This window comes from Arthrobacter sp. DNA4, from assembly GCF_024362385.1.
Taxonomy (GTDB): Bacteria; Actinomycetota; Actinomycetes; order Actinomycetales; family Micrococcaceae; genus Arthrobacter.
Map to the genome: position 1 here is coordinate 2491926 of NZ_CP101466.1, position 24261 is coordinate 2516186.

The 24261-nt window shown below is 66.7% G+C and carries 24 protein-coding genes and 1 pseudogene; 7 read left to right on the top strand and 18 right to left on the bottom strand.

The window, feature by feature from the left end:
• Positions 1-12: 12 nt before the first annotated feature.
• From NMQ03_RS11435 to pyrR, 4 genes are read right to left on the bottom strand one after another with little or no spacing between them, the layout of a single operon-like run.
• Positions 13-531 carry a hypothetical protein gene (locus NMQ03_RS11435; RefSeq protein ID WP_255172311.1) on the bottom strand — a complete coding sequence of 173 codons (519 nt, stop codon included), beginning with the start codon at positions 529-531 and terminating at the stop codon, positions 13-15.
• Complete coding sequence (locus NMQ03_RS11440; protein ID WP_255172312.1) at positions 531-1871, bottom strand: dihydroorotase; 1341 nt, start codon at positions 1869-1871, stop codon at positions 531-533. The genes NMQ03_RS11435 and NMQ03_RS11440 overlap by 1 nt, the downstream gene beginning before the upstream one ends.
• The gene (locus NMQ03_RS11445) at positions 1871-2896 is read right to left on the bottom strand and encodes an aspartate carbamoyltransferase catalytic subunit (protein WP_255172313.1); all 1026 of its coding nucleotides are present in this window, start codon (positions 2894-2896) and stop codon (positions 1871-1873) included. Before NMQ03_RS11445 ends, NMQ03_RS11440 begins: the two co-directional genes overlap by 1 nt.
• A complete protein-coding gene (gene pyrR, locus NMQ03_RS11450; protein WP_141160350.1) occupies positions 2893-3480 on the bottom strand; it encodes a bifunctional pyr operon transcriptional regulator/uracil phosphoribosyltransferase PyrR in 588 nt (195 codons plus the stop codon). The genes NMQ03_RS11445 and pyrR overlap by 4 nt, the downstream gene beginning before the upstream one ends.
• 178 nt (positions 3481-3658) lie before the next feature.
• Here pyrR and NMQ03_RS11455 point away from each other — a divergent pair, with 178 nt between their 5' ends.
• Complete coding sequence (locus tag NMQ03_RS11455; RefSeq protein WP_255172314.1) at positions 3659-4960, top strand: PrsW family intramembrane metalloprotease; 1302 nt, start codon at positions 3659-3661, stop codon at positions 4958-4960.
• Positions 4961-5005: 45 nt separating this feature from the next.
• Here the strand turns inward: NMQ03_RS11455 and nusB are convergent, their stop codons facing one another.
• The 14 genes and pseudogenes from nusB to NMQ03_RS11525 all read right to left on the bottom strand — a co-directional run bounded on the left by nusB (position 5006) and on the right by NMQ03_RS11525 (position 18584).
• Positions 5006-5416: a transcription antitermination factor NusB gene (nusB, locus tag NMQ03_RS11460; RefSeq protein ID WP_141160348.1), complete on the bottom strand. Its 411-nt coding sequence runs from the start codon at positions 5414-5416 to the stop codon at positions 5006-5008.
• Positions 5416-5979 carry an elongation factor P gene (gene efp, locus NMQ03_RS11465; protein ID WP_141160347.1) on the bottom strand — a complete coding sequence of 188 codons (564 nt, stop codon included), beginning with the start codon at positions 5977-5979 and terminating at the stop codon, positions 5416-5418. The genes nusB and efp overlap by 1 nt, the downstream gene beginning before the upstream one ends.
• A gap of 172 nt (positions 5980-6151) precedes the next feature.
• Entirely contained in the window at positions 6152-6670 is a 519-nt protein-coding gene (locus NMQ03_RS11470) for a tetratricopeptide repeat protein (RefSeq protein ID WP_255172315.1), read from the bottom strand.
• Positions 6670-7761, bottom strand: a complete 1092-nt coding sequence (aroB, locus tag NMQ03_RS11475) for a 3-dehydroquinate synthase (protein WP_255172316.1) — start codon at positions 7759-7761, stop codon at positions 6670-6672. Before aroB ends, NMQ03_RS11470 begins: the two co-directional genes overlap by 1 nt.
• Positions 7758-8327: a shikimate kinase gene (locus NMQ03_RS11480; RefSeq protein WP_255172317.1), complete on the bottom strand. Its 570-nt coding sequence runs from the start codon at positions 8325-8327 to the stop codon at positions 7758-7760. Before NMQ03_RS11480 ends, aroB begins: the two co-directional genes overlap by 4 nt.
• Positions 8327-9525 (bottom strand): annotated as a pseudogene (gene aroC, locus NMQ03_RS11485) (chorismate synthase). The gene NMQ03_RS11480 and the pseudogene aroC overlap by 1 nt, the downstream one beginning before the upstream one ends.
• Before the next feature lie 23 nt (positions 9526-9548).
• Complete coding sequence (locus NMQ03_RS11490; RefSeq protein ID WP_255172318.1) at positions 9549-10409, bottom strand: shikimate dehydrogenase; 861 nt, start codon at positions 10407-10409, stop codon at positions 9549-9551.
• A complete protein-coding gene (mltG, locus tag NMQ03_RS11495) occupies positions 10406-12142 on the bottom strand; it encodes an endolytic transglycosylase MltG (protein ID WP_255172319.1) in 1737 nt (578 codons plus the stop codon). Before mltG ends, NMQ03_RS11490 begins: the two co-directional genes overlap by 4 nt.
• On the bottom strand, positions 12139-12738 hold the full coding sequence (ruvX, locus tag NMQ03_RS11500) for a Holliday junction resolvase RuvX (RefSeq protein ID WP_255172320.1): 600 nt from the start codon (positions 12736-12738) through the stop codon (positions 12139-12141). Before ruvX ends, mltG begins: the two co-directional genes overlap by 4 nt.
• Before the next feature lie 7 nt (positions 12739-12745).
• Positions 12746-15424, bottom strand: coding sequence for an alanine--tRNA ligase (alaS, locus tag NMQ03_RS11505; protein ID WP_255172321.1), 2679 nt, complete (start codon positions 15422-15424; stop codon positions 12746-12748).
• Between the two features lie 126 nt (positions 15425-15550).
• Positions 15551-15781, bottom strand: coding sequence for a DUF6167 family protein (locus NMQ03_RS11510; protein ID WP_224026156.1), 231 nt, complete (start codon positions 15779-15781; stop codon positions 15551-15553).
• Between the two features lie 17 nt (positions 15782-15798).
• Positions 15799-16173: a DUF948 domain-containing protein gene (locus tag NMQ03_RS11515; RefSeq protein ID WP_141160339.1), complete on the bottom strand. Its 375-nt coding sequence runs from the start codon at positions 16171-16173 to the stop codon at positions 15799-15801.
• A 145-nt stretch (positions 16174-16318) separates the two neighbouring features.
• Positions 16319-16945, bottom strand: coding sequence for a 30S ribosomal protein S4 (gene rpsD / locus NMQ03_RS11520; RefSeq protein WP_009357431.1), 627 nt, complete (start codon positions 16943-16945; stop codon positions 16319-16321).
• A 169-nt stretch (positions 16946-17114) separates the two neighbouring features.
• The gene (locus NMQ03_RS11525; RefSeq protein WP_255172322.1) at positions 17115-18584 is read right to left on the bottom strand and encodes a replication-associated recombination protein A; all 1470 of its coding nucleotides are present in this window, start codon (positions 18582-18584) and stop codon (positions 17115-17117) included.
• Between the two features lie 63 nt (positions 18585-18647).
• Between NMQ03_RS11525 and NMQ03_RS11530 the strand changes: the two genes are divergently transcribed.
• From NMQ03_RS11530 to NMQ03_RS11555, 6 genes are all read left to right on the top strand, one after another.
• On the top strand, positions 18648-19316 hold the full coding sequence (locus NMQ03_RS11530) for an acVLRF1 family peptidyl-tRNA hydrolase (RefSeq protein ID WP_255172323.1): 669 nt from the start codon (positions 18648-18650) through the stop codon (positions 19314-19316).
• A gap of 66 nt (positions 19317-19382) precedes the next feature.
• Positions 19383-20168 (top strand): IclR family transcriptional regulator, encoded by a 786-nt coding sequence (locus NMQ03_RS11535; RefSeq protein ID WP_224026159.1) that lies wholly within the window; start codon positions 19383-19385, stop codon positions 20166-20168.
• A gap of 122 nt (positions 20169-20290) precedes the next feature.
• Positions 20291-21052: an SDR family NAD(P)-dependent oxidoreductase gene (locus NMQ03_RS11540; RefSeq protein ID WP_255172324.1), complete on the top strand. Its 762-nt coding sequence runs from the start codon at positions 20291-20293 to the stop codon at positions 21050-21052.
• 94 nt (positions 21053-21146) lie between these two features.
• Entirely contained in the window at positions 21147-22823 is a 1677-nt protein-coding gene (locus NMQ03_RS11545) for an FAD-dependent oxidoreductase (RefSeq protein WP_255172325.1), read from the top strand.
• Position 22824: 1 nt separating this feature from the next.
• Entirely contained in the window at positions 22825-23154 is a 330-nt protein-coding gene (locus tag NMQ03_RS11550; RefSeq protein ID WP_255175592.1) for a Dabb family protein, read from the top strand.
• Between the two features lie 17 nt (positions 23155-23171).
• Positions 23172-24242: an MFS transporter gene (locus NMQ03_RS11555; protein ID WP_369693179.1), complete on the top strand. Its 1071-nt coding sequence runs from the start codon at positions 23172-23174 to the stop codon at positions 24240-24242.
• Positions 24243-24261: the final 19 nt, after the last annotated feature.

Sequence of the window (24261 nt, forward strand, 5' to 3'; positions counted from 1 at the left end):
GCTTTCACTGTCTTACTTTCCACTGGTGGCACCAGCCGCTGGGGCTGACGAAATCAAATCCTGAAGGGCCTGGTACACCACGTCCTTGTCCGCGGCGCGGCGGGTTCGGAAGCCGGTATCCAGGTCGTGCGTGCCGTGCGTCCACCCGAGCACCAGGAGGCCGTCCTTTTCCACGAACTTCCCGGCCATGCCGCTGTCCTGCCGGACTTCCGTGAGGGATGCCGCGGGGATGTACAGGGCAGGGGCACCGGAGCGCTCATAGAGGACACCGTGCGGGTACACCTCAAGGGTGGCGTTGCTGCGGATGCCCAGCCCGTGCACTGCGATCCTGTCAAGCCAGTCACCGGCCGTTGTGGTGGCCACGTACTGCCCCTCGGCAACGGCGGTGGGCTCGCCCGGCGCTGCAGGCACCTGGGGCAGTTGCCCGACGTCGGACTGGCGCTTCAGGCGGTTGCGCCACCCCACTGCGAGGAGGACAAACACGACGGCGACCACCGCCAGCATGGCAAGGCCAGGAAGGATCTTGTCCATCAGGCAGCGCCTGCAGGGGTTGCGGCGGCATCCGGGTGGGGCGAGTTGAGCGCGCCGTCGAGGACGGTGGCGTGCCCCCTGAAGAAGGTTGCCACCACCTTGCCCGGAAGCTCCCTCCCCTTGAAGGGCGAGTTGCGGCCCATGGTTGCCATCTGGAAGGGGTCCACCGTCCAGCGCGCGGCCGGATCCACCAGGATGAGGTTGGCGGGTTCCCCGGCTTCGATGGGCCTGCCCTGGTCGCTCAACCGGCCGATCTTCGCAGCCGCCGTGGACGTGACCCGTGCGAAGTCCGCCCACGTCATCAGGCCGGTCTCGATCATGGCGTGCTGGACGACGGACAGGGCCGTTTCCAGTCCGGTCATGCCCATGGCGGCCTGCGCCCACTCGCATTCCTTGTGCTCGCTGGGGTGCGGTGCGTGGTCGGTACCCACAACGTCGATCGTGCCGTCTGCCAGGCCTGCGCGCAATGCCTGGACGTCGGCGTCGGTGCGCAACGGCGGGTTGACCTTGAAGACGGGGTCGTAGCTGCGCACCAGGTCGTCGGTCAGCAGCAGGTGGTGCGGGGTGACCTCGGCCGTGACGTCGATGCCGCGTTCCTTGGCCCAGCGGATGATCTCCACCGAGCCTGCCGTGGACACGTGGCACACGTGCAGGCGGGAACCGACGTGCTGGGCCAGGAGGACATCGCGGGCGATGATGCTTTCCTCGGCCACGGCGGGCCAGCCGGTGAGGCCGAGGACGGCGGAGACGTCGCCCTCGTTCATCTGGGCCCCTGCGGTCAGGCGCGGTTCCTGCGCGTGCTGGGCCACCACGCCGTCGAACGCTTTGACGTATTCCAGTGCGCGGCGCATCAGCACGGGGTCGTGGACGCAGATGCCGTCGTCGGAGAACATCCGCACCCGGGCGCGGGAATCGGCCATGGCACCCAGCTCGGCCAGTTGCTCCCCCGCCAGGCCCACGGTGACGGCGCCCACCGGGCGCACGTCCACCCACCCGGCGGCGCGGCCAAGCGTGTAAACCTGTTCCACGACGCCCGCGGTGTCGGCCACGGGCGTGCTGTTGGCCATCGCGTGGACCGCTGTGTAACCGCCCAGCGCTGCGGCACGCGTGCCGGTCTCCACCGTCTCAGCGTCCTCGCGGCCGGGTTCGCGGAGGTGGGTGTGGACGTCCACCATGCCGGGCAGGGCCACCAGTCCGGCGGCGTCGATGACGGTGGCACCATCAGCGGACAGGCCGTGGCCGACCTCGGCGATGATGCCGTCGCGGACCAGCAGGTCAGTGGGGTCGCCGCCCAGGATGGCGGCGCCCTGGATGAGGTACGTTCCGGTGTTGCCTGCCATCAGTTGCTCTCCTTGGTGGACGGGGCGGCGGCGTAGGCCGGTGCCCGGGTTGCGGCTGGTTCCCGGGTGTCCCCGGAGAGCAGCAGGTACAGTGCGGCCATCCGCACGGACACGCCGTTGCGGACCTGGGCCAGGACGGTGGAGCGGGGTGAGTCTGCGGCGGCTGCGCTGATCTCCAGCCCACGGTTCATGGGGCCCGGGTGCATGATGATGGTGTCCGTCATGCCGAGGTCATCGAGGGCCCGGAGCCGGTTGTCGTCGAAGCCCCAGCGGCGGGAGTATTCGCGGGTGCTCGGGAAGAACGATGCGTTCATGCGTTCGCCCTGGACCCGGAGCATCATGACGGCGTCAACGCCGTTTGCGAGGGTTTGGTCCAGGTCGTAGCTGACGCTGCAGGGCCACTTGTCGACGCCGACCGGCAACAGGGTGGGGGGCGCCACCAGCGTGACCTCCGCGCCAAGGGTACGGAGCAGCCATACGTTCGACCGCGCCACGCGGGAGTGCAGGACGTCACCTGCGATGGCTACCCGCATGCCTTTAAGGTCCGTTCCTTCGGAATCCGTGCCGGCAAGGCGGGCCCAGTGCCGGCGCATGGTGAAGGCATCGAGGAGGGCCTGGGTGGGGTGCTCATGGGTGCCGTCGCCGGCGTTGATGACGGCCGCGTCGATCCAGTCGGTGGCAGCCAGCCGGTGCGGTGCGCCAGAGGCCCAGTGCCTGATGACGACGGCGTCCGCCCCCATGGCGGACAGGGTCTGGGCAGTGTCCTTGAGGGACTCACCCTTGGAAACGGAGGACCCCTTGGCGGCAAAGTTGATGACGTCCGCCGACAGCCGCTTGGCCGCGGCTTCGAAGGAGATGCGGGTGCGGGTGGAGTCCTCGAAGAAGAGGTTGACGACGGTGCGGCCACGCAGTGCCGGAAGCTTCTTCACTTCCCGCTCCCCCACTGCCGACATTTCCTCGGCAGTGTCAAGGATGCGGATGGCGTTCGAAAGGCTGAGGTCGCCGGTGGACAGGAGGTGTTTCATGCGCCGCCCTCAATCACGACTTCGTTGACCGGCGCTCCGGCATCGGACGTATCCGTTTCCTCCAGCCGGACCCGGACCTTTTCGGCGGAGGAAGTGGGCAGGTTCTTGCCTACATGGTCCGCGCGGATGGGAAGTTCACGGTGGCCCCGGTCAATCAGGACCGCGAGCCGGACAATACGCGGGCGGCCGAGGTCGACCAGGGCGTCAAGGGCGGCGCGGATGGTGCGGCCCGAGTACAGGACGTCGTCGATCAGCACCACTACTTTGTTGTCGATGCCGGTCCGGGGCAGCCTGGTGGGGTACGGCGGCCGGGTCCCCTGGTGGGAGAGGTCATCACGGAACATGGTGACGTCCAGCTGGCCCACAATGGCAGCGGCGTCAACGGTGTTGTCCGCGGCAGCGATCTTTTCAGCCAGCCGGACAGCCAGCGGGTAACCGCGGCGGGGAATACCCAAAAGGACCAGGTCCCGGGATCCCTTGTTGGCTTCGAGGATCTCGTGGGCGATACGAGTGAGGGCCCGGTCAATGTCCGCCTGGCTGAGGACAACCCTGGCTGGAACCGGTGCGCTGGTGACAGATGTCAACGCTCGTCTCCCCTTTCCCCGCCTCACAGGACGGAATTAAAAAAGGAATGTTTGCTGTTCAAAATTACCACACGGTCCCTGCCGGGCCCGTGCCCGGACAACGCGGCGCTGATCACATTCCGGCGGCCCTGAGGCCGGGTCCTTTGTGGTGCGGCAGCACCCGCTTAGGCTTTCGGGTATGCCGACGTACCCGCAGCAGCCTCCCTCCGGCCTCCCCGACGACCACTACCGCGGCGGCTACCGTCCCCTGCCCCAGCAGGCCAACCCCAGCTGGATGGGCCATGTGCAGCCGGAACACTACCGGGCTGCCCCGGGCCACCAGGGCCAGCCGCTGGCCGTGATGGTGCCGGCCCAGGCCCAGGGAACGGTGCTGCATGCGACGCGGGCCCGCGGCGGGCTGGTGGGGTTGTCGATTGCCGGCGGCGTGCTCGCTTTCCTGAGCCTGTTCCTGGTGGTGCCGTTCCTTTTGTCCAACACGGGCGCCGCGGGATTCCTGATTGGTTTCCTGGCGTCCCTGATCCCGCTGGCGGTGGTCCTGACAGCGGTCCACATCATCGACAGGTGGGAGCCGGAGCCGAAACGCCTGCTGTTCTTCGCCTTTACGTGGGGCGCGGCGGTGTCCGTGGCAGTCACCCTGCTGATCCAGCCGTTCTTCGTCATCGCATTCCAGTTCACCGACCAGCCTGACCTGCAGACCTATATGGCAACAGTGCAGGCGCCCATCGTGGAGGAATTCGCCAAGTCCCTTGGGCTGCTGATCCTCCTGCTCACGGCGCGGCGGCAGTTCGACGGCCCCGTGGACGGCGTGGTGTTTGCGTTCACCATCGCCGGCGGGTTCGCGTTCACCGAGAACATCCTCTATTTCGGCCGGGCCATCTCGGAGTCCGCGTCACCGGCCAGTGACTTCGCGCAGATCTTCTTCCTCCGCGGCGTCATGTCCCCGTTCGCGCATGCCATCTTCACCGGCACCACCGGCCTTGTCATGGGCTTCGCCGCACGGCGCTGGCACACCGGCGCGTCCATTGGCGCCTTCTTCGTGGGCCTGCTGCTTACCATGTTCCTGCACAACAGGTGGAACAGCATGGGCCAGGGCTTCCTGCTGGACTACATCGTGGTCCAGCTGCCGATCTTCGTCCTGGCCGTGGCCGGCATCATCTTCCTGCGGGTGGCCGAGAAGCGGCTGACGCGGCAGCGGCTGATGGAGTACTCGGCGGCGGGCTGGTTCACCCCGGCTGAGGTCCAGTTGCTGGCCACTTTGGGCGGCCGGCGCACCGCCCTGGCCTGGGCTGCGAACTCCGGCCGGAAGCGGCAAATGAAGCAGTTCATGAAAGCCGCCACGCAGCTTGCCAACACCCGGCAGCGCATCCTCAGCGGACGGGACGTGCCGCTCCACCAGGCCGAGGAAAGGCAGCAGTTGCAGCGCATCCTCTCACTGCGGGCGGCCGTGGCCGCTGAACCTGCACCCGTGGGAACGCGATAGGGCCCCGCCTGCGGCGGGGCCCTATCGCGTTGTCCTGCGGGGAGGCTAGGCGAGCAGCGAAGGCTTCAGCTGCTGCAGCCGGCCCAAAAGGCCATTGATGAACTGCGGAGACTCGTCCGTTGACAGCGTCTTGGCCAGCGCAACAGCCTCGCTGACCGCTACGCCATCGGGGACGTCGTCGTTGTACAGAAGCTCCCAGGTGCCGATGCGCAGGATGATGCGGTCCACGGACGGCATGCGCTCCAGGGTCCAGCCCTGCGAGTAGGTCTCCAGGAACTCATCGATGGCGGCCTGCTGGGACACTACGCCTTCGACAATCTCCAAGGTGTAGGGGTTGACCACCTGGTCGGTCTTTTCCCGGCGTGCGCGAAGCACGTCGAACGCCGAAACAGAGCGCTGCTCCGCTTCGAAAAGAACATCCAGTGCCCTGCTGCGGGCTTTACCGCGGGCGCTCACTACTCAGAAACCCGGCCCAGGTAGCTGCCGTCGCGGGTGTCCACCTTGACCTTGGTGTTGTTCTCGATGAACAGCGGGACCTGGATTTCGTAGCCGGTTTCCAGGGTGGCGGGCTTGGTGCCTGCGGAGGAGCGGTCGCCCTGCAGGCCCGGCTCCGTGTAGGTGATTTCCAGGACAACGCTCGGCGGCAGTTCGATGTAGAGGGGGTTGCCGTCGTGGATGGCGATGTTGACCATCTGGTTCTCGAGCATGAAGTTGGTGGCGTCACCAACCGTGGCGCCGGACACGGTGATCTGGTCGTAGTCCGAGGTGTCCATGAAGACGAAGTCTGCGCCGTCCTGGTACAGGTACTGGTAATCGCGGCGGTCAACGGTTGCCGTTTCGATCTTGAGCCCGGCGTTGAACGTCTTGTCAACAACCTTGCCGGACATCACGTTGCGCATCTTGGTCCGGACAAAGGCGCCGCCCTTGCCGGGCTTGACGTGCTGGAATTCGATGACGTTCCAGAGCTGGCCCTCGAGCTTCAGGACCGTTCCGTTCTTAATGTCGTTAGTGGTTGCCACTGGTTTCCTCTGGTTTCTTTGTCTGGCCGCGTGGTCAGATGCTGTATGCCGGGCGGGCACGCCACAACGGCCCGCCTGCACGTGTTTGTCAAAAATCGCGTGGATGCAAAAATTCCACAACCATTCTACCGGTAATTCCGGGGCAGCCTTTCCGCGGCCACCGGGCTCCGGGTCAGCAGGCCAGGTCCAGGACGTCCCGGGCGCGCTGCAGGGCCACCGTGGAGGAGTAGATCTGGGCGGCATCCGCGGACTGCGCCACCCGCAGGTCCAGTGCCTTGGAGAAGGATTCAACGGCAGCGGAGGTGTGCCCGGCTGCATACTGTGTCCGCCCCAGGTATTGCAGGGCCAGCGCTTCGCGGGAGGTGCCATGCACCTCCGCCACAAGCTGGCGGAACAGTTCGATGGCACGGTCCATCCGGTGGGAGACGCTCAGCACCTCGGCCTCGAACACGCGCAGCCGGAACGATTCCGGGTCCTTGAAGCGGGCTTCGGCCAGCAGTTCGGCGGCGTCGGACGCGTGGCCCTCAACCAGCAGCACGAAGATCGGGTCGGCGGGATCGGTGGAGGCGGCCAGGGCGTCGCGGACGGCGTCCTCGTTCACGATCTGCGGCCGCAGGGTGTCCGGGTTGATCCGGATACCGGGGAACCCTGCCTCGGGCCAGTCGGCGGTGCCGCTCATGTCGCCCTTCATCAGGACGCAATTTCCTGGTAGGCCGCAAACAGCAGCGACGTGTCCGGGACGTCGAGGATTCCCGGTTTGGCGATGCCGTCCAGGACAACGAAGCGCAGGAGGTCCCCGCGGGACTTCTTGTCGCGGCGCATCCCGTCCAGCAGGCCCTGCCACCGGTCCCGCCGGTAGGTGACCGGAAGCCCAAGCCCGTCCAGGATGCTCCGGTGCCGGTCGGCGTCGGCATCGCTGAGCCGCCCGACGCTGCGGGCAAGTTCCGCGGCAAACATCATGCCCACGGACACCGCGGCCCCGTGCCGCCAGGAGTAGCGTTCCACCAGTTCGATGGCGTGGCCCAGAGTGTGGCCGTAGTTGAGGATTTCCCGCAGCCCGGACTCCTTGAGATCCTCGGAGACCACCTTGGCCTTGACGGCGATGGCCCGCTCGATCAGCTCGCGGAGCGCGTCGGAACGGGGATCCACCACTGCGGCGGGGTCCTTTTCCACCAGGTCCAGGATGGCGGGATCGGCGATGAAACCGCACTTGATCACCTCGGCCAGGCCGGAAATGATCTCGTTCTTCGGCAGCGTGTCCAGGGTGTCCAGGTCTGCCAGGACGGCGGCGGGCGGGTGGAAGGAGCCTACGAGGTTCTTTCCTTCGGCGGTGTTGATACCTGTCTTGCCGCCCACGGAGGCGTCCACCATGCCCAGCAGGCTGGTGGGCATGTGGATGACCTTGACTCCGCGCAGCCAGGTGGCGGCGACGAAGCCTGCAAGGTCGGTTACTGCTCCCCCACCCACGGCGACAATGGCATCCGAACGGGTGAAATCGTTCTGGCCCAGGACCTGCCAGCAGAAGGCGGCCACCTGGATGTGCTTGCCTTCTTCAGCGTCCGGGATTTCGGCGGTAAGCGACGTGAAGCCGGCCGCTGCGAGTTCGTCGCGGACGGTGTCACCGGTGAGGCGCAGGGCGCGGGGGTGGATCACCAGGACGCGGCGGACCCGCTCTCCGAGCAGCCCGGGAAGGTCACCAAGCAGGCCGCGCCCGACGACGACGCCGTAGTTGTTGCCGGCACCTTCGCCGGTGACGTTGATGACTGTTGATTGCGTTTTCACTTTTCAACTTCCTGTTTGGCAGCTGCGTGGTTCCGCAGTGCTGCTTCCAGCCGGCCGCCGAGCTCGGGTACCGAGCCGTGGCGGACGTCCAGGGTAATGTCGGCCAGCCTCTCGTAGACCGGCCTGCGGGTGGCGAACATTGCTGTCCAGCGGCCCATGGCGTCGCCGGCGAGGAGCGGGCGGCCCGAGTTCCGGGCGATCCTGTCCGCCACGGTATCGGCGTCGCACTCCAGGTACACAACCGTGCAGCGGCTGATGAGCTGCTGCGTGCCCGAGTCGAGCACCGCACCGCCGCCCAGCGAGATAACGGTCAGGGTCCCTTCAGCTTCCTCCACGGCATCGGCCACGGTGCGGGCTTCGATCTCCCGGAACGCGTGCTCGCCGCGCCCCGCGAAGATATCGGCGATGGAGCCGTGGCCGTCGACGATGACCGCGTCGGTGTCAATGAACCGGGCCCCCAGCTGCTGGGCGAGGTGCTGCCCGATGGCCGATTTGCCCACCGCCATGGGACCGATGAGTACTATCGGCCGGTCGCAGAGGGGTCCGGGACTGCTGCGGTGGAGCACTACTGGCCGATCGAGTCCAGGGATGCCGGGATGTTGTCCAGGTAACCCTTGATGTTGCGCGCGGTTTCCGCCACTGAGTCACCGCCGAACTTCTCGATGACGGCCTCGGCGAGGACCAGGGCTACCATGGCCTCGGCCACTACGCCGCGGCCGGTACTGCACAGACGTCCGAACGCTGGTGGTGTGCCTTGGCGGGTTCACCGGTGCTGACGTCGATGGTCCGCAGGGCGCGCGGAACCGTGGCGATGGGCTTCATGGCTGCGCGGACGCGGAGGACATCACCGATGCTCATGCCGCCTTCGATGCCGCCGGCACGGTTGCTGGTGCGGACAATGCGTCCTTCACCGTCCCGGACGATTTCGTCGTGGGCGGCGGAGCCGCGGCGGGCAGCGGTCAGGAAGCCGTCACCGACCTCCACCCCCTTGATGGCCTGGATGCCCATGAGTGCCGCGGCCAGCCTGGCGTCGAGCCGGCGGTCCCAGTGCACGTAGCTGCCCAGTCCTGGCGGGAGTCCGTATGCCAGGACCTCCACTACGCCGCCCAGGGTTTCGCCTTCCTTGTGTGCAGCGTCCACCTCGGCCACCATGGCGTCGGAGGTTTCGCGGTCGAAGCAGCGCAAGGGGTCTGTGTCCAGGGCAATGACGTCGCCGGGCACGGGCAGCGGGCGGCCTTCCGGCACCGTCACGCTGGCAATGGACACGGTGTGGCTGACAAGTTCAATGCCGAGGTGCTTGAGGAACTGCGCGGCCACCGTGCCCAGCGCCACGCGGGTGGCGGTTTCGCGGGCGCTTGCACGCTCCAGTACGGGACGGGCCTCATCGAAGCCGTATTTCTGCATGCCGGTGAAGTCGGCGTGCCCCGGGCGGGGGCGCGTCAGGGGCGCGTTGCGTGCCTGGTCGGCGAGGAGCCCGGGGTCCACGGGGTCGGCGGACATGATCTGCTCCCACTTGGGCCATTCGGTGTTCGCCACCTGGATGGCGACGGGACCGCCCTGGGTCAGGCCGTGGCGGACGCCGCCAAGGATAGTGACCACGTCCTGTTCGAACTTCATCCGGGCGCCGCGTCCGTAGCCAAGCCGACGGCGGGCCAGGGAGTCTGCGATGTGGCCGCCGGTGATTTCAACACCGGCGGGGACGCCTTCAATAATTCCCATCAGAGCCGGGCCATGGGATTCACCGGCAGTCAACCAACGCATAATTTCCATCCTGCCACGTAGGGCGGTCACAACGCCCGTCGGGCAAGGCCGACTGCGTCACACATCACATCTATGACAGGTGCGTTAACGTCTTCCCCGCGGCGGGTGAAGAGCCGCACCTGTTCCACGGCCTGGTACAGCAGCATCTCCAGGCCGGGCACTACGGCGCCGCCGCCGGACTCCCATACCGAGGCGATGAGGCTGGGCCACGGATCGTAGGCAACGTCGAGCAGGACGCCGGGCGTCCTGGTCTTGAAGGCCGCAATTTCCGCGGCGAGTCCATCTGCGGCGCGGGGCGGCAGGGTGGAAATGACGACGTCGGCCTCCGCCGTGGGGCGGGCCGCACCCGCCAGCGGACGGACCTCGAGGGCCACGCCAAGGCTGTCCGCGGCGGAGCGGACGTCTGCTGTCCGCGAGGCATCGCGGACAAAGACCTGCACACTGCTGGTGCCCAGTTCCTTCAGGGCCGCGACCGCCGATGCCGCTGTTCCGCCGCCACCGAGGATGACGGCGGACGGTGCTGCCCGGGTACCGGCGTGGCGCAGGGCGTTGACGATGCCGGTCACGTCCGTGTTCGAGCCCACAGTCTTCACCCTGCCGGCGGATTCCTCGAAGGTGACAGTGTTCACCACTCCGAGGGTCCGTGCCACGCCCCGCACCTCGTCCACCTCGCCGAGCATGGCCGTCTTCAGCGGCATGGTCACCGAGAGCCCGCGCCAGCCCGGCTGGTTCCGGATCTGGCGCATGAAGGACGGCAGCAAGGCCTCCGTGACGTCGATGGCCGTGTAACTGATGCCCGCACCCAGCCGCTCATAGGCGGACAGGTGCAGGGCCGGGGACTTCGAGTGGCTGATCGGGTGGCCCAGGACGGCAGCCCGCAGGCTCATGTGCAGCGGCCCGCGTTGGCCTGGCACCACGCGTTGTACTGCTCGACGTAGGCGTTGTGTTCGGCCAGCGTCTTGGCGAACTTCGTCTCCTTGGTGTCCAGGTTGATGGTCACCCAGTACAGGTAGTCATTGGTCTTTGGCCGGGCGGCCGCGTCAATGGCGGTCTTGCCGGGTGAGCCGATGGGTCCCGGTGGCAAGCCCGGATTCGCGTAGGTGTTGTACGGGTTGGATTTGTCCTGCCGCTGCTCATCCGTGAAGTTGAAGCTTCGGGTGCCAAGGCCATACGTGACGGCAGAGTCAACCTGCAGGAAGCCGCCGGTCTGGTCGTTGGGCTTGAGGCGGTTGTAGATGGCGCCGGTCACGTCGCCGTAGTCGGCCTGGCCGCCCTCTGCCTGGACGATGCTTGCCACAATGACGGCCTGGTACTGCTTGGCGGGGTCCGTGATGCCCTGCGATACCAGTTCGTCGGTGGTGGCCTTAACCAGCGCCTGCAGGATGTCCTTGGCCTGCGTCCCCAGCGGGAAGCGGTACTCGCCGGGGGCCAGGTAGCCTTCAAGGTTTTTCGCGTTGGTAAGCAGGCCGAACTGGGCAGGTTGGTTGCTGAGCGCCTGCAGGGTCTGCATCGACACGCCGGAGCCCTCCGAGATTGCCTGCAGGGACTCGTTGATCCGCAGGCCCGCGCTCAGGGCGAAGTAAATGACCTTGGTCTTGTCCTTGCCGAGCAGCACATTCACGGCGTCAGCGTTCTTCATCTCCGTCTTGAAGGTGTAGTCCCCCGGTGACAGCGTTCCGCCGGACGCGTGGAAGGCCTGCATGAAGGTATCTGCGTTGGCAACGACGCGCTGGTCTTCAAGCTGGGCGGCGACAGAGCGCGTTCCTTCACCGCTGGCTACGGTCACCTGGACCTCGCCCGATCCGGGGCCGGGGAAATCCGAGGGCTTGCCACTGCCCAGGAGTGGCTTGAGGAACTGGGCGCCCACGGCGACTGCCGTCACGAACACAGCGAGGGTCAGGACCAGGGCCAGCAGCCTGCGGCGGCGCCGGACCTTTTTGGACGGCCGCACCACCTGGGCGGCTGATGAGCCTGGCAGCAGTTCGTGGCCTGCGTCCTGGTGCGGGACGTCCGCGTGGGGGTCCTCGTGGTATCCGCCGGAGTGGTACGCATGGGCGTCGTGCACGCCTTCCTGGTGGCCGTGCACGTCGGCCCCGTGGTGCAGGTCCGCCTCGTGGTGCGCGTCGAAGTGGTGGTTGTCCAGTGGCTGCGAATAGGCGTCGTGATGTGCGGGGTCATGGTAGTCCGCCCCGGCATGGTGGACATCGTCCGGATGGTGCCCGACGGCGGCCGGGGCGGCACCGGGGTGCGCAGCATCCTCGTGCCCGGGGACGGCGTCGTGGTGCTGGAGAGGGGCCGGCACGTCGGTGCCGGCATCATTGCCGGGGGAACCGGGCGCAGGCTGGTCTTCCTGGATGGACGGCGGGGTCTCCGGAAGAGCCGGAACGTCTCCGGCGGCGGGAAGCGGAGCGAAGGTGGATTCGGCCGCGGGAGATGCGGCAGCCGGAGGAGCTGCCGGCGGCGGCGGGACGTCACCGGTTTCGTAGGCCTGCTCGGGCACGGCGTCGTGGCCGCCGGTGTTGAGGCTCTTCTCCCGGGCCCGCATTTCCTTGCGGGTCAGCGGCCTGGCGGCCCCGGGGTCCAGCGGACCGGAGGTGTCGTCAATGTTGGCAGGGCTCACTGTTGCCTTCCATTATGTGAAGATTGGGCCGTGTCTGCGGGGATGGCGCGGACGGGCTGGTCCACCCCACCGGCCCCCAGGTCCACGGACGGGGATGGCGCTGTCACGCGTGAGCCGACATCCGCTCCCCTGGCTTTCTGCATGTCGATGGCGTGCTGAAGAATACCCGCCGCCGCGACCTGATCAACTACTTTACGATGGTCCCTGCTGCTCATGCCAGCTTCGTGCAGGTTCCGGTGGGCCGAGACACTGCTGAGGCGTTCGTCTACAAGGTTGACCGGGACCGCCAGGCCACGGGCGGCAAGCTCGGCCGCCAGGAGCAGGGCGTAGTCGGTGGCCATCCTGGCCGAGGAGTGTTCCTCGCCCTTCATGGTCCGGGGCAGGCCAACAATGACCTGCACGGCTCCCAGCTCCTGCGCCAGTTTGGCGATGACGCGCACGTCGGAGTTTTTCCTGGCGTTCCGGTCAAGGGTTTTGTAGGGCGTGGCCAGGATCGAATCCCGGTCACAGATGGCCACCCCTACGCGGACGGTGCCGACGTCTACCCCCAGTTTGACGCCCTGGGGGTAGCCGCCGGCAGCAACAGCATCGGTCATGGCTGTGTTATCGCCTGGAGATAGCGTCGACGACGGCGGCCAGGGCAGCGCCGACCTTTCCGGCGTCGGTTCCGCCGCCCTGGGCGACGTCGTCCTTGCCGCCTCCGCCACCGCCGAGCACGCCGGCAGCGACCCGGACCAGGGCACCGGCCTTGACGCCCGCTTCGCGGGCGGCCTCGTTGGTGGCCACCAGGATCAGCGGGCGGTCATTGGCGACGCCTGCCACGGCCACGGCGGCCGCCGCGGAACCGAGGCGGTTGCGCAGGTCCAGGGCCAGTCCGCGCAGGTCGTCGGCACCGCTGACGGTTCCTGCATCGTGGGCCAGCACCCGGACACCGGCGGCATCCTTGGCGCTGTCCACCAGCTGGGCGGCAACAGCGGCCAGCTGTTCCTTGCGGAGCCGGTCCAGTTCCTTCTCGGTGGCCTTCAGCTTGGCAAGGGTGGCGGAGATCCTGTCGGCGAGCTGGCCGGACGGCACCTTCAGCAGGTCAGTCAGCTCGGTCACCAAGGCGCGCTCTGCCGCGAGGTGGCGGAACGCTTCCATGCCAACAAACGCTTCCACGCGCCGGTTGCCTGAACCTACGGACTGTTCGCCCAGGAGGGACAGGCTGCCGATCAGCGAGGTGTTCGCAACGTGGGTGCCACCGCACAGCTCGCGGGACCATGCGCCGTCGATCTCCACGACGCGCACTTCGCTGCCATAGTTCTCGCCGAAGAGTGCCATGGCGCCCATGGCCTTGGCTTCGGCCAGTCCCATGATCTTCGTTTCCACCGCGTAGTTGTTGCGGATGGCAAGGTTGGAGACCTCTTCGATCTCGGACCGGGTGGCCGTGCTCAGGCCCTCGCCCCAGGCAAAGTCGAAGCGCAGGTACCCGGCCTTGTTGAAGGAACCGCGCTGGGTGGCTTCCGGCCCCAGGATCTGGTGCAGGGCTGCATGAACGATGTGCGTTCCGGTGTGGGCCTGCTCGGCCGCGTGGCGGCGTTCACGGTCGACGGCGGCGCGCACCAGCGAGTCAGCACCGATTTCACCTTCGCGGACAATCGCCTTGTGCACGCTCAGACCCTTCACGGGGCGCTGGACGTCGAGGACCTCGACGACGAACCCGTCACCGGTGATCAGGCCCGTGTCCGCGGCCTGGCCGCCGGCCTCGGCGTAGAACGGTGTTTCGGCAAGCACAAGTTCGATCTCGTCACCGGTGGCTGCCTGCTGTACCTGGCGGCCGGCGCTGAGCAGGCCGCGGACGCGGGATTCGCCTTCGAGCTCGGTGTAGCCGGTGAAGACGGTCTCGCCCTGGCCCAGGAGCTCCTGGAAGACGCTGACGTCGGCGTGGCCGCCCTTCTTGCCCTTGGCATCAGCCTGGGCGCGCTGGCGCTGTTCCTGCATCAGGCTGCGGAAGGCCGGCTCGTCTACCTTCAGGCCGGCCTCCTCGGCCATCTCGAGCGTGAGGTCGATGGGGAACCCGTAGGTGTCATGCAGGGTGAAGGCATCCTCGCCGGAGAGCGGCTTGTTGGCTGCCTTGGATTCCTTGACCGCGTCCTCAAGCCGGGCAGTGCCGGACGCAATGGTGCGCAGGAACGCCTTCTCTTCGGCGTAGGCGATGCGGCTGATCCGGTCGAAGTCGGTTGCCACCACGGGGTACACGCCCTTCATGGCGTCGCGCGAAGCCGGCAGCAGTTCAGGCAGGCAGGCATGTTCCACACCCAGGAGGCGCATTGACCGGACGGCGCGTCGGATCAGGCGGCGCAGGACGTAGCCGCGGCCCTCGTTGGAAGGCGTCACGCCGTCGGAGATCAGCATCAGGGCAGAGCGGATGTGGTCGGCGACGACACGCATGCGGACGTCGTCCGTGTGGTGGGGGTCCTCCGGTGTCTCGGCGGAGGTGTATTCCTTGCCGGACAGTTCCGCGGCCTTGTCGATCACCGGACGGACCTGGTCGGTCTCGTACATGTTCTCGACGCCCTGCAGGATCATGGCGAGGCGTTCCATGCCCAGGCCGGTGTCGATGTTCTTCTTGGGCAGCTCACCAACAATGTCGAAGTCAACCTTGGAGCGCACGTTTTCGATCTGGTACTGCATGAACACGAGGTTCCAGATCTCGATGTAGCGGGTCTCGTCCGCCAGCGGCCCGCCTTCGACGCCGTAGGCAGGTCCACGGTCGTAGTAGATCTCTGAGCAGGGACCGGCCGGGCCGGGCTGGCCCGTCGACCAGTAGTTGTCCGACTTGCCCATGCGCTGGATGCGCTCAGCGGGGACGCCCGTGTTCTTCAGCCACAGTTCCTCGGCTTCGTCGTCCTCCTCATAGACCGTCACCCACAGCCGCTCGGGCGGAAGACCGTAGCCGCCGTCGTCAACGCTCTTGGTGAGCAGCTCCCAGGCGAACTTGATGGCGTCTTCCTTGAAGTAGTCGCCGAAGGAGAAGTTGCCGCACATCTGGAAGAACGTGCCGTGGCGGGCAGTCTTGCCCACTTCCTCGATGTCGCCGGTGCGGATGCACTTCTGGACGCTGGTGGCGCGGGAGTAGGGCGCTTCCTCGCGGGCGGTGAGGTAGGGAATGAACGGGACCATGCCGGCCACCGTGAACAACAGCGAGGGGTCGCTGGAGACCAGCGATGCGGAGGGAACCGCGGTGTGGCCCTTGCTGACAAAAAAGTCCACCCAGCGCTTTGTGATCTCCTGCGACTTCATGAGCTGTTTTCTTACCCTTCGTGGTCCGCGCCGCCGGGCGGCACGGGAATTTCGTTCAGGTGGCGGGATCCCGAATGGGGGTCCTGCCGGTAGTTGGCTGGCTGCCGGTGAAATGCCCTGCCGGGCTTAGCGGCGGACCACTTCAGCGGATTCGATGCCCAGGGCCGTCCTCAGGTCGGTTTCCCGTTCATGCATCCCTGCGCGGACGGCGTCGGCGAAGTCGTAAACTCCGTCGGCCAGCCGTCCCACTGTGCGGTTGAGGCCCTCCGGCCCGAGGCTGGACTGGGCCTGGCTCACTTTTCGGAAGGCAATGACGCCAATGGCCACGCCGATTCCCATCCAGACAATTCTTTTCATGTTTGTTCTTTTCGAATCTAGCGGCTGCGGCGCCCGGCGGCGGGCTTCCGGCGGTTGGCGAAGGCGCTGCGGACGCCGTAGCTGAAGGCGGCAACCTTGATGAGCGGGGAACCAACCGTTGCGGCGACCAGCGAGGACAGTGCTGAGATGTTGGCGGACGCATCCGAGACGTTCGACGAGATGCCGTCAACCTTCTTCAGCTGCTGGTTGGTGGTGGACACGGTGGCCGTGACCTCGTCCATCAGGGGGGTGGCGCCGTCGCTAAGGGACCTGATGGTGGTCCGCACCTCATCGAAGACTTTTCCCAGCTTCAGGATGGGCACCGCAAGCAGCAGGACCAGGAGCGCGAACACCCCGGCAGCGATCAGGCCGGCAATATCGCCACCAGACATAGACGTTCATCTCCTCGAAATTCCGTGGGTGGGTCCCATCCTGCAGGCGCCCGGAGGGGGCGCCGCGCAGATGTCCCCCAAGTACCTTACATACAAAGAAGCCCGCGGCGCTTGCCACGGGCTTCTTTGGGTACGCTGCTGGGATTTAGCGTGCGTAGAATTCGACGACGAGCTGCTCTTCGCAGGTCACCGGGATTTCGGAACGCTTGGGTCGGCGCACCAGGCGGGCCTGCAGCGCTTCCAGCTTGACGTCCAGGTAGGCCGGAACGGCAGGCAGGACGTCGCGGTGAGCGCCGGCTGCGGCAACCTGGAGCGGAACCATGGTTTCGCTGCGGCTGTGGACGTGGACCAGCTGGCCTTCGCCGACGCGGAACGACGGGCGGTCAACGCGGACGCCGTCAACCATGATGTGGCGGTGCACAACCAGCTGGCGGGCCTGGGCGATGGTGCGGGCGAAGCCGGCACGCAGGACCAGGGCGTCAAGGCGCATTTCGAGCAGTTCGATGAGGTTCTCACCGGTCAGGCCCTTGGTGCGGCGGGCCTCTTCGAAGGCACGGGTCATCTGTGCTTCGCGGATGCCGTACTGGGCGCGCAGGCGCTGCTTTTCGCGCAGGCGTACGGCGTAGTCGGAGTCCTGCTTCTTGCGGGCACGGCCATGCTCACCGGGGCCGTACGGGCGGCGCTCCATGTACTTGGCGGCCTTGGGGGTCAGAGCAATGCCGAGGGACCGCGAGAGGCGGGCCTGACGGCGAGCACGAGTGTTGTTAGCCACTTGTGTCCTTCCAATATCTGCGGTGTGTCAGTGTTACTGGCCTCCACGATGGAGAGCATCGGCCAACCGCTGCCTTTTGCTACTGGGCGCAGGGCATAACCTTGCCAACCTGAATTGGGGAGATTGTGCGTCCGCGCCTTGCCAGACAAAGATTCAGCTTACCACGCCATTACTTGCCCCGGACAATCCTCCGCAGTCGTTCCAGCCGTTGGGCGATATCCCGTTCGGCACCGTTGCCGGTGGGCTGGTAGTAGTCGCGGCCCACCAGGTCATCCGGCGGGTACTGCTGGGTGGCCACTGCGTGCGGCGCATCGTGGGCGTACTTGTAGCCCACGCCGTGGCCCAGCTGCTTGGAGCCCGGATAGTGGGCATCGCGCAGGTGCGCAGGAATTCCGACGCCGAGGCCCGCCCGCACGTCCGCGATCGCTTTGTTGATGCCCATGTAGGCGGCGTTCGACTTTGGTGCGGTGGCGAGGTGGACGACGGCCTCGGCCAGGATGATCCGGCCTTCGGGCATACCGATGAGCTGGACCGCCTGTGCTGCTGCCACGGCGGTCTGCAGCGCGGTGGGGTCCGCCATGCCCACGTCCTCCGCCGCGGAGATGACGATCCGGCGGGCCACGAACCGGGGGTCCTCGCCCGCCTCGAGCATCCGGGCGAGGTAGTGCAGGGCCGCGTCCACGTCGGATCCCCTGATGGATTTGATGAACGCACTGGTTACGTCGTAGTGCTGGTCGCCCGCGCGGTCATAGCGGACGGCGGCGGCATCCAGGGCGCGCTCGGTGTGGCGCAGCTCCACGGTGACCGGCTCTTCGGTGCCCGGCGCGGAAGGTGCGCCTTCCTCCCCCACGGAACGTTCGACGTCGTCCGCGTCACCGAACGCGACGCCGGCCGCGGCCTCCAGGGCGGTAAGGGCACGGCGGGCGTCGCCGCCGGACAGCCGGACCAGGTGTTCCAGCGCTTCATCGCTGAGCCGGACCTTGCCGCCCAGCCCCCGCGGATCCTCCACGGCCCTTACGAGGAGGCCCTCGATGTCCGCATCGGTCAGGGGCTTGAGCGTGAGGAGCAGGGAGCGGGACAGCAGGGGCGAGACCACCGAGAAGGAGGGGTTTTCCGTGGTGGCAGCCACCAGGACCACCCAGCGGTTTTCGACGCCGGGCAGCAGGGCATCCTGCTGGGCCTTGTTGAAGCGGTGGATTTCATCGAGGAACAGCACCGTGGTGGTCTTGTACAGGTCGCGGGCCGTCAGGGCGTCGTCCATGACGCGGCGGACGTCCTTGACGCCGGCGGTGATGGCGGAAAGTTCCACGAACTTGCGCCCGGGGCCCCTGGCGATGACGTGCGCCAGGGTGGTCTTGCCGGTACCGGGAGGGCCCCAGAGGATCAGGGAGCTGGGTCCGGCTGGACCGGAGGCGTCCGCGCCTGCCCCGGCGGCCAGCTGGCGCAGCGGCGACCCCTGGCCAAGCAGGTGTTGCTGGCCCACCACTTCGTCCAGCGTGCGGGGCCGCATGCGCACAGCCAGCGGGCTCCGCGGCGAACCCTTGCCCCGCGAACCCTGTCCCCGGGAACCTGCGCTTTCCCCCGCGACGGGACGCTCGTCGTCGTCGTTTTCTGGGCCGTTCCCGAAGAGATCATCCACATAGATAGGCTACTTCCAGTCCACCACCTGCTTTTCCATCTCCCCCGATACGAAGGGACTGCCATGTCCGCCCCAGGTCCCCCCGGTGCCCCGCCGTCAGTTCGGACGGCGTTCGTGTCCGGTGCCCGGCTGGTAAGCTGGGCGGAGCGCTTCGGTTCCTCCCACGGCGGCTACCGGCTGCAGGACGGCGACGACGGCCTCCTCCTTGTGGCGTCCGACGGCACCGGGGCGCTCCTGCAGGCGCCGTGGCCGGCCGACGGACGCCCCGGGCGCGGAACCGGCCCCTTGGAGCGGCTGGCTGCGCTTGCGTCGCAGCCGCGCCGGCTGGGGTTGCTGCTGGTGCGGCGGGGCGGATACGGCATCGGGGTGGCAAGCGAAGGCATGCTGCTCGCGTCCAAGGCGGGCACCCGGTACGTCCAGTCCCGCACGGCGGCGGGCGGCCAGTCCCAGCAGCGGTTCGCCCGGCGCCGCTCCAACCAGGCGGACGCCCTGGTGGGAGCCGTGGCACAGCAGGCGGCGGAAGTGTTCCGCGCGGCCGCCTTCGAGTACCTGGTGCCGGGCGGCGACCGGACCCTGGCCGACCTGGTCCTGGAGGAACCGGCCCTGCGTGATTACGCCCGCCTGCCGCGCCTTGCCTACCTGGACGTAGCCGAACCCCGGGCCGCCGTGCTGAAGAAGGCCGCGGCGGACGCCTGCTCGGTAAGGGTGACAGTGACCGATCCGCCAGGCTGAGCCTGACGGGAGCAGGGGGCGGCACAGGAGGAGGATTACCATTGAGCGGGAATCCGAAGGAGCAATGTGGCCAATTCCGCGTCGGGCGAGTCGATTATCGGCCGCTTCGTGAAGATCGTGAGTGCATTCGACGACCGCCATAGTTCCATGAGCGTCGCCGAACTTGGGCGCAGGACCGGGCTGCCGGTCACCACCACCTACCGGCTGGTCAACGATCTGCTCCACGAACGGCTGCTCGAACGTGAGCCCGGCGGCGACATCCATATCGGCACCCGGATGTGGGAACTGGCCTCCCGGGGGTCCAAGACGCTCAGCCTGCGGGAAGCCGCGCTGCCTTTCATGGAGGACGTCCAGTCCGTGGTGCAGCACTCCACCACGCTGGGCATCCTGGATTCGGACGAAGTGCTGTACATCGAGCGCCTGGGCTCGGATAAGACCATCGTGGACATCACCAAAGTTGCGGGCCGGCTGCCGCTCCACGCGACGTCGTCGGGCCTTGTCCTCCTGGCACACTCCCCCGCGGCCTACCAGGACAGGTTCTTGGCCCGGCCCCTGACGAAATTCACCGAAACGACGCTGACCGACCCGTCCGAGCTGCGCCGCCATCTGGCCGCGATCAGGCAGCGGGGCTTTGCAGCCATGCCGGGCGTGATTGTTCCCGAATCCAGCGGCATCGCCGTTCCCGTCTTCGGACCGGACAACTCCATCCGCGCGGCGCTCAGCGTGGTGGTCCCGCGCAACGAGGAGAATGCAGCCGCCCGGGTGCCCGTGCTGATGGCATCGGCCCGCGGGATCTCGCGGGCCCTCGGCTGGCGGGGCGAGTTGAAGGGCACCCTTCGCCAGAGCCACTAGGCAAAGCCACGAGAACTAACTTTTGCCGTTGATCGGTAAACATGTGGTTCCAGTCACAGCTCCCCTGCAACTCTGGCTGGGATGCAGCAACGAGGCTGCTGGAGTTACGAGGAGCAGACCGCATGAACACCACAGCGAACCGCGTGGCAGGCAAGACTGCAGTCGTCACAGGCGGCCGCGGTGACCTGGGCAGGGCCACTGCCGCCCTGCTGGCAGAACACGGCGCAGCAGTCGCCAGCCTGGACGTTGCCGGCATCCCCGCCGCAACCTCCCACACCAACGTCAAAGAGTACGACGTCGATGTCACCAGCGAGGAGAGCGTCGCGGAAGCCATCCGCCAGGTCCGCGAGGATCTCGGGACGCCGGACATCCTGGTCAACGCCGCCGGAATAATTGGGCCGGCCGGAGCCTCGCACACCGCCTCGGTGTCCGACTTCGACACGATCTTCAACGTCAACGTCAAGGGCGTTTGGCTCATGACCAAGCACGTGGTCCCCGGCATGATCGAAAAGGGCGCCGACAGTATCGTCAACTTCTCCTCCATCCACGGAATCACGGGCGGACGGAACGTGCCGCTGTACCACGCGACCAAGGGTGCAGTCCGGCTCCTGAGCAAGTCCGATGCGGCGGCGTACGGTGCCCACGGCATCCGGGTGAATTCCATCCACCCCGGCTCCATGGACACCCGGATGAGCCGCCGCTCCGCCGAGCAGTCGGACATCGGCGCTGATGCCTACTACAAGCAGCTGGTGGGCTCCAATCCCCTTCCCCGGCAGGGCAAACCGGACGAGATCGCCTACGGGGTGCTGTACCTGGCCTCCGACGAGTCCCGCTTCACCACCGGTTCCGAGCTGGTTATCGACGGCGGCTACACCGCCGTCTAACCGGCCGCCGGGTTCCCGGCCCTGGCAGCCGCTTGACAGAGCCGTTGGCGCAGGCATCTGCGCAACCATTTCCTCCTCCTGAAAGGCAACACCCATGAAATTCGTCAATGGAACCGCAGCCGAAAGCTACGACGTCGTCGTCGTCGGATCCGGCGCCGGCGCACTCACCGCGGCGGCCACCGCAGCGCGCGCCGGCAAGTCCGTCGTCGTCCTGGAAAAGAGCCCCCTGCTGGGCGGCACGTCCGCCGTCTCCGGCGGCATGCTGTGGGTGGCGGATAACCACCACGCCCGGGAAGCCGGCATGACCGATTCGAAGGAAGCGGCCGCAAAGTACGTGCGTGCCGTGGCCCGGGGACGCGGACGGGAGGAGCTCCTGGACGCCGCCCTGGACTACGGGGACCAGATGCTCCGCTTCGTTGAAGAGGAATGCGGCGTCCGCTTCATCTTCCTCAACAACTTCCCGGACTACCGCCAGGACCTCCCCGGCGCCGTGGAGGGCGGCCGCACGGTGGAACCCGAGCTGTTCAACAGCAAGGAAGCCATCGGCAAGCTCACCGCGCACGTCCGCACTGACGGCCGGGCCCCGTTCACAATGCAGGAATACGAAAACTGGGGCGCCTTCACCAAGTTCCCCTGGGACGACCTCAACCAGCGCCAGGCTGACGGGCTCGTGGCCAAGGGCCAGGCCCTGGTGTCCATGCTCCTTGCCAGCCTGGTCCGCGACGGTGCCGCACTAGTCACCGAAGCACGGGGCCGTCGGCTGCTGACAGACGGCACCCGGGTAACCGGCGTCGAGCTCGAATCCGGTCAGGCCTTCCACGCAAACGATGCCGTAGTACTGGCCACCGGCGGCTTCGAATGGGACAAGGCACTCGCCGACTCGATGCTGGCCTCGCGGCTTTACACGATGTGCTCGCCGCCCTCGAACACCGGCGACGGCCTGCGGATGGCCCAGCGGATCGGCGGCCAGACCCGCGGCACCAGGGAAGCCTGGTGGGCCCCAATGTCCGTCACCGGGGACACCCGGGACGGCCAGCCGATCGGCACCCTGCTGCGCTTCGAACGCCAGGGCCCTGGATCGATCATGGTGAACCGCCACGGCCGCCGCTTCGCCAACGAGTCGCAGAACTACAACGACCTCGCCCGGAGCCTGCAGTCCTGGGACTCCCCCAAAAACCAGACCCTCAATACCCCTGCCCATGTAATCGTGGACCACGCCTACATGGAGCGCTATGGCATCCTGGCCCACCGCGCCGGCCAGCCCACTCCCGGCTACCTGATCGAGGCGGACACATTAGAAGAACTCGCGGCCAAGATCAACGTGCCTGCGGAAAACCTCCGCGCAACCGTGGCACGGTTCAACGAATACGCGGTCAAGGGCGAAGACCCCGACTTCGGCCGCGGTGAAAGCGCCTACGACAAGTACTGGGGCGACGAGGAGAACCCGTACCCGAACCCCTCCCTCGGTCCGCTGCAGACCGGGCCGTTCTACGCCATGGAAGTGGTCAATGGCGCTTTCGGCACCAACGGCGGCGTTGCAACCGACGGGCTGGCCCGCGTGCTCGACGTCGACAACCAGCCCATCAAGGGCCTGTTCGCCGCAGGAAACACGACCGAAAACGCCTACGCAGCCGGATACCCCGGCGCCGGAGCAACCCTTGGGCCAAGCATGACTATGGGCTACCTGGCAGGCCGCACCATCGCCGGGCTGCGGCCGGAGTATTGCGCGGCTGAACGAAACGGAGCAGGCGCGGAACTGGTGGGTGCCTGAGATGATCCGCCATACCGTGCTCTTCAAGTTCAAACCGGATTTTCCGCCCGCTGACAAGCATGCCTGGATCACCGGACTCGACAGGATGGCCGGGAACATTCGCGGCATGCTCAGCCTGACCCACGGCGCTAACGTGCTCGGGACCGAGCGCTCTTTCGACTACGCCATTGTGGCCGATTTCGAATCGGTCGAGGACATTGCGGTCTACAACACCCATCGCCTGCACGAGCCGCTTAAGTCCTACTCATTTCCCAACAGCCAGCAAATCCTCTCGGTGGACTTCCACCTGGCGGATTCCCAGCAGGCTCCCACTGAGACACCGACGTCTTGAGGAGAACCATGCAGTCCATGTCCCCATCCCAATCCGCACCAGATACTGCCCAGCGTAAGACTCCGGGCAAAGCGGCGTTGGCGTCCTTCCTCGGCAGCACGCTTGAGTACTACGATTTCTTCATCTACGGGACGGCCGCCGCCCTGGTCTTTCCGCACATCTTCTTTCCGACCGCAGACCCGGCGGTCGGGTTGATCAGTGCATTTGCCACGTTCGGCGTAGCCTACGTCGCCCGTCCGGTTGGAGGCCTGGTCATGGGCCACTTCGGGGACAAACTGGGCCGCAAGAAAATCCTGCTGCTCACCCTGGGCATCATGGGCCTGTCGTCATTGGGTATCGGGTTCCTGCCCGGCTACGAACAGGTGGGCATCTGGGCCCCGATCCTCCTGGTGGCCAGCCGCCTGGCCCAGGGGTTTTCCGCCGGCGCGGAATCGGCGGGCGCCTCGACCCTGACCCTCGAACATTCACCGGAAGGAAAAAGGGGCTTCTTCACCAGCTTCGTGATGACCGGCTACGCCTCCGGCATGGTGCTTGCCACCCTCGTCTTTATTCCCGTGGCAGCCCTGCCACAGGAAGCCATGATGGCTTGGGGATGGCGCATTCCCTTCTGGCTCTCCATCGTGGTCCTCGGGATCGCTTATTGGGTGCGGACGCACCTGGACGAGACCCCCGTTTTTGAGGAAGCCCAGGCAACGGACCAGGTGGCCCCGATGCCGATTAAGGAAGTGCTCAGGTTCCAGGGGGCTGACGTTATGCGCGTCGTGGGGATGTCCATCATGTCCGTCATGCAGACCGTTTTCACCGTGTTCGGATTGGCCTATGCCACCACTACTGCCGGCTTTGACCGAGCGTCCATCCTGACCGTCAATGCTGTGGCCATCGGACTGTCGATGGTGGCCATGCCGCTCGCGGCCAGGCTTTCGGACCGGATAGGACGACGCCCCTTGCTGCTTACGGCCGCCATCGGCTGCTCGGTTACGATCTTCCTCTACTTCCTCGCCCTGTCCTCCGGCAACCTCGCGCTGGTCTTCCTGTCCGCCTTCCTCAACATGACGGTGCTCTATTCGGGCTTCAACGGCATTTGGTAAGCATTCTTCGCCGAACAGT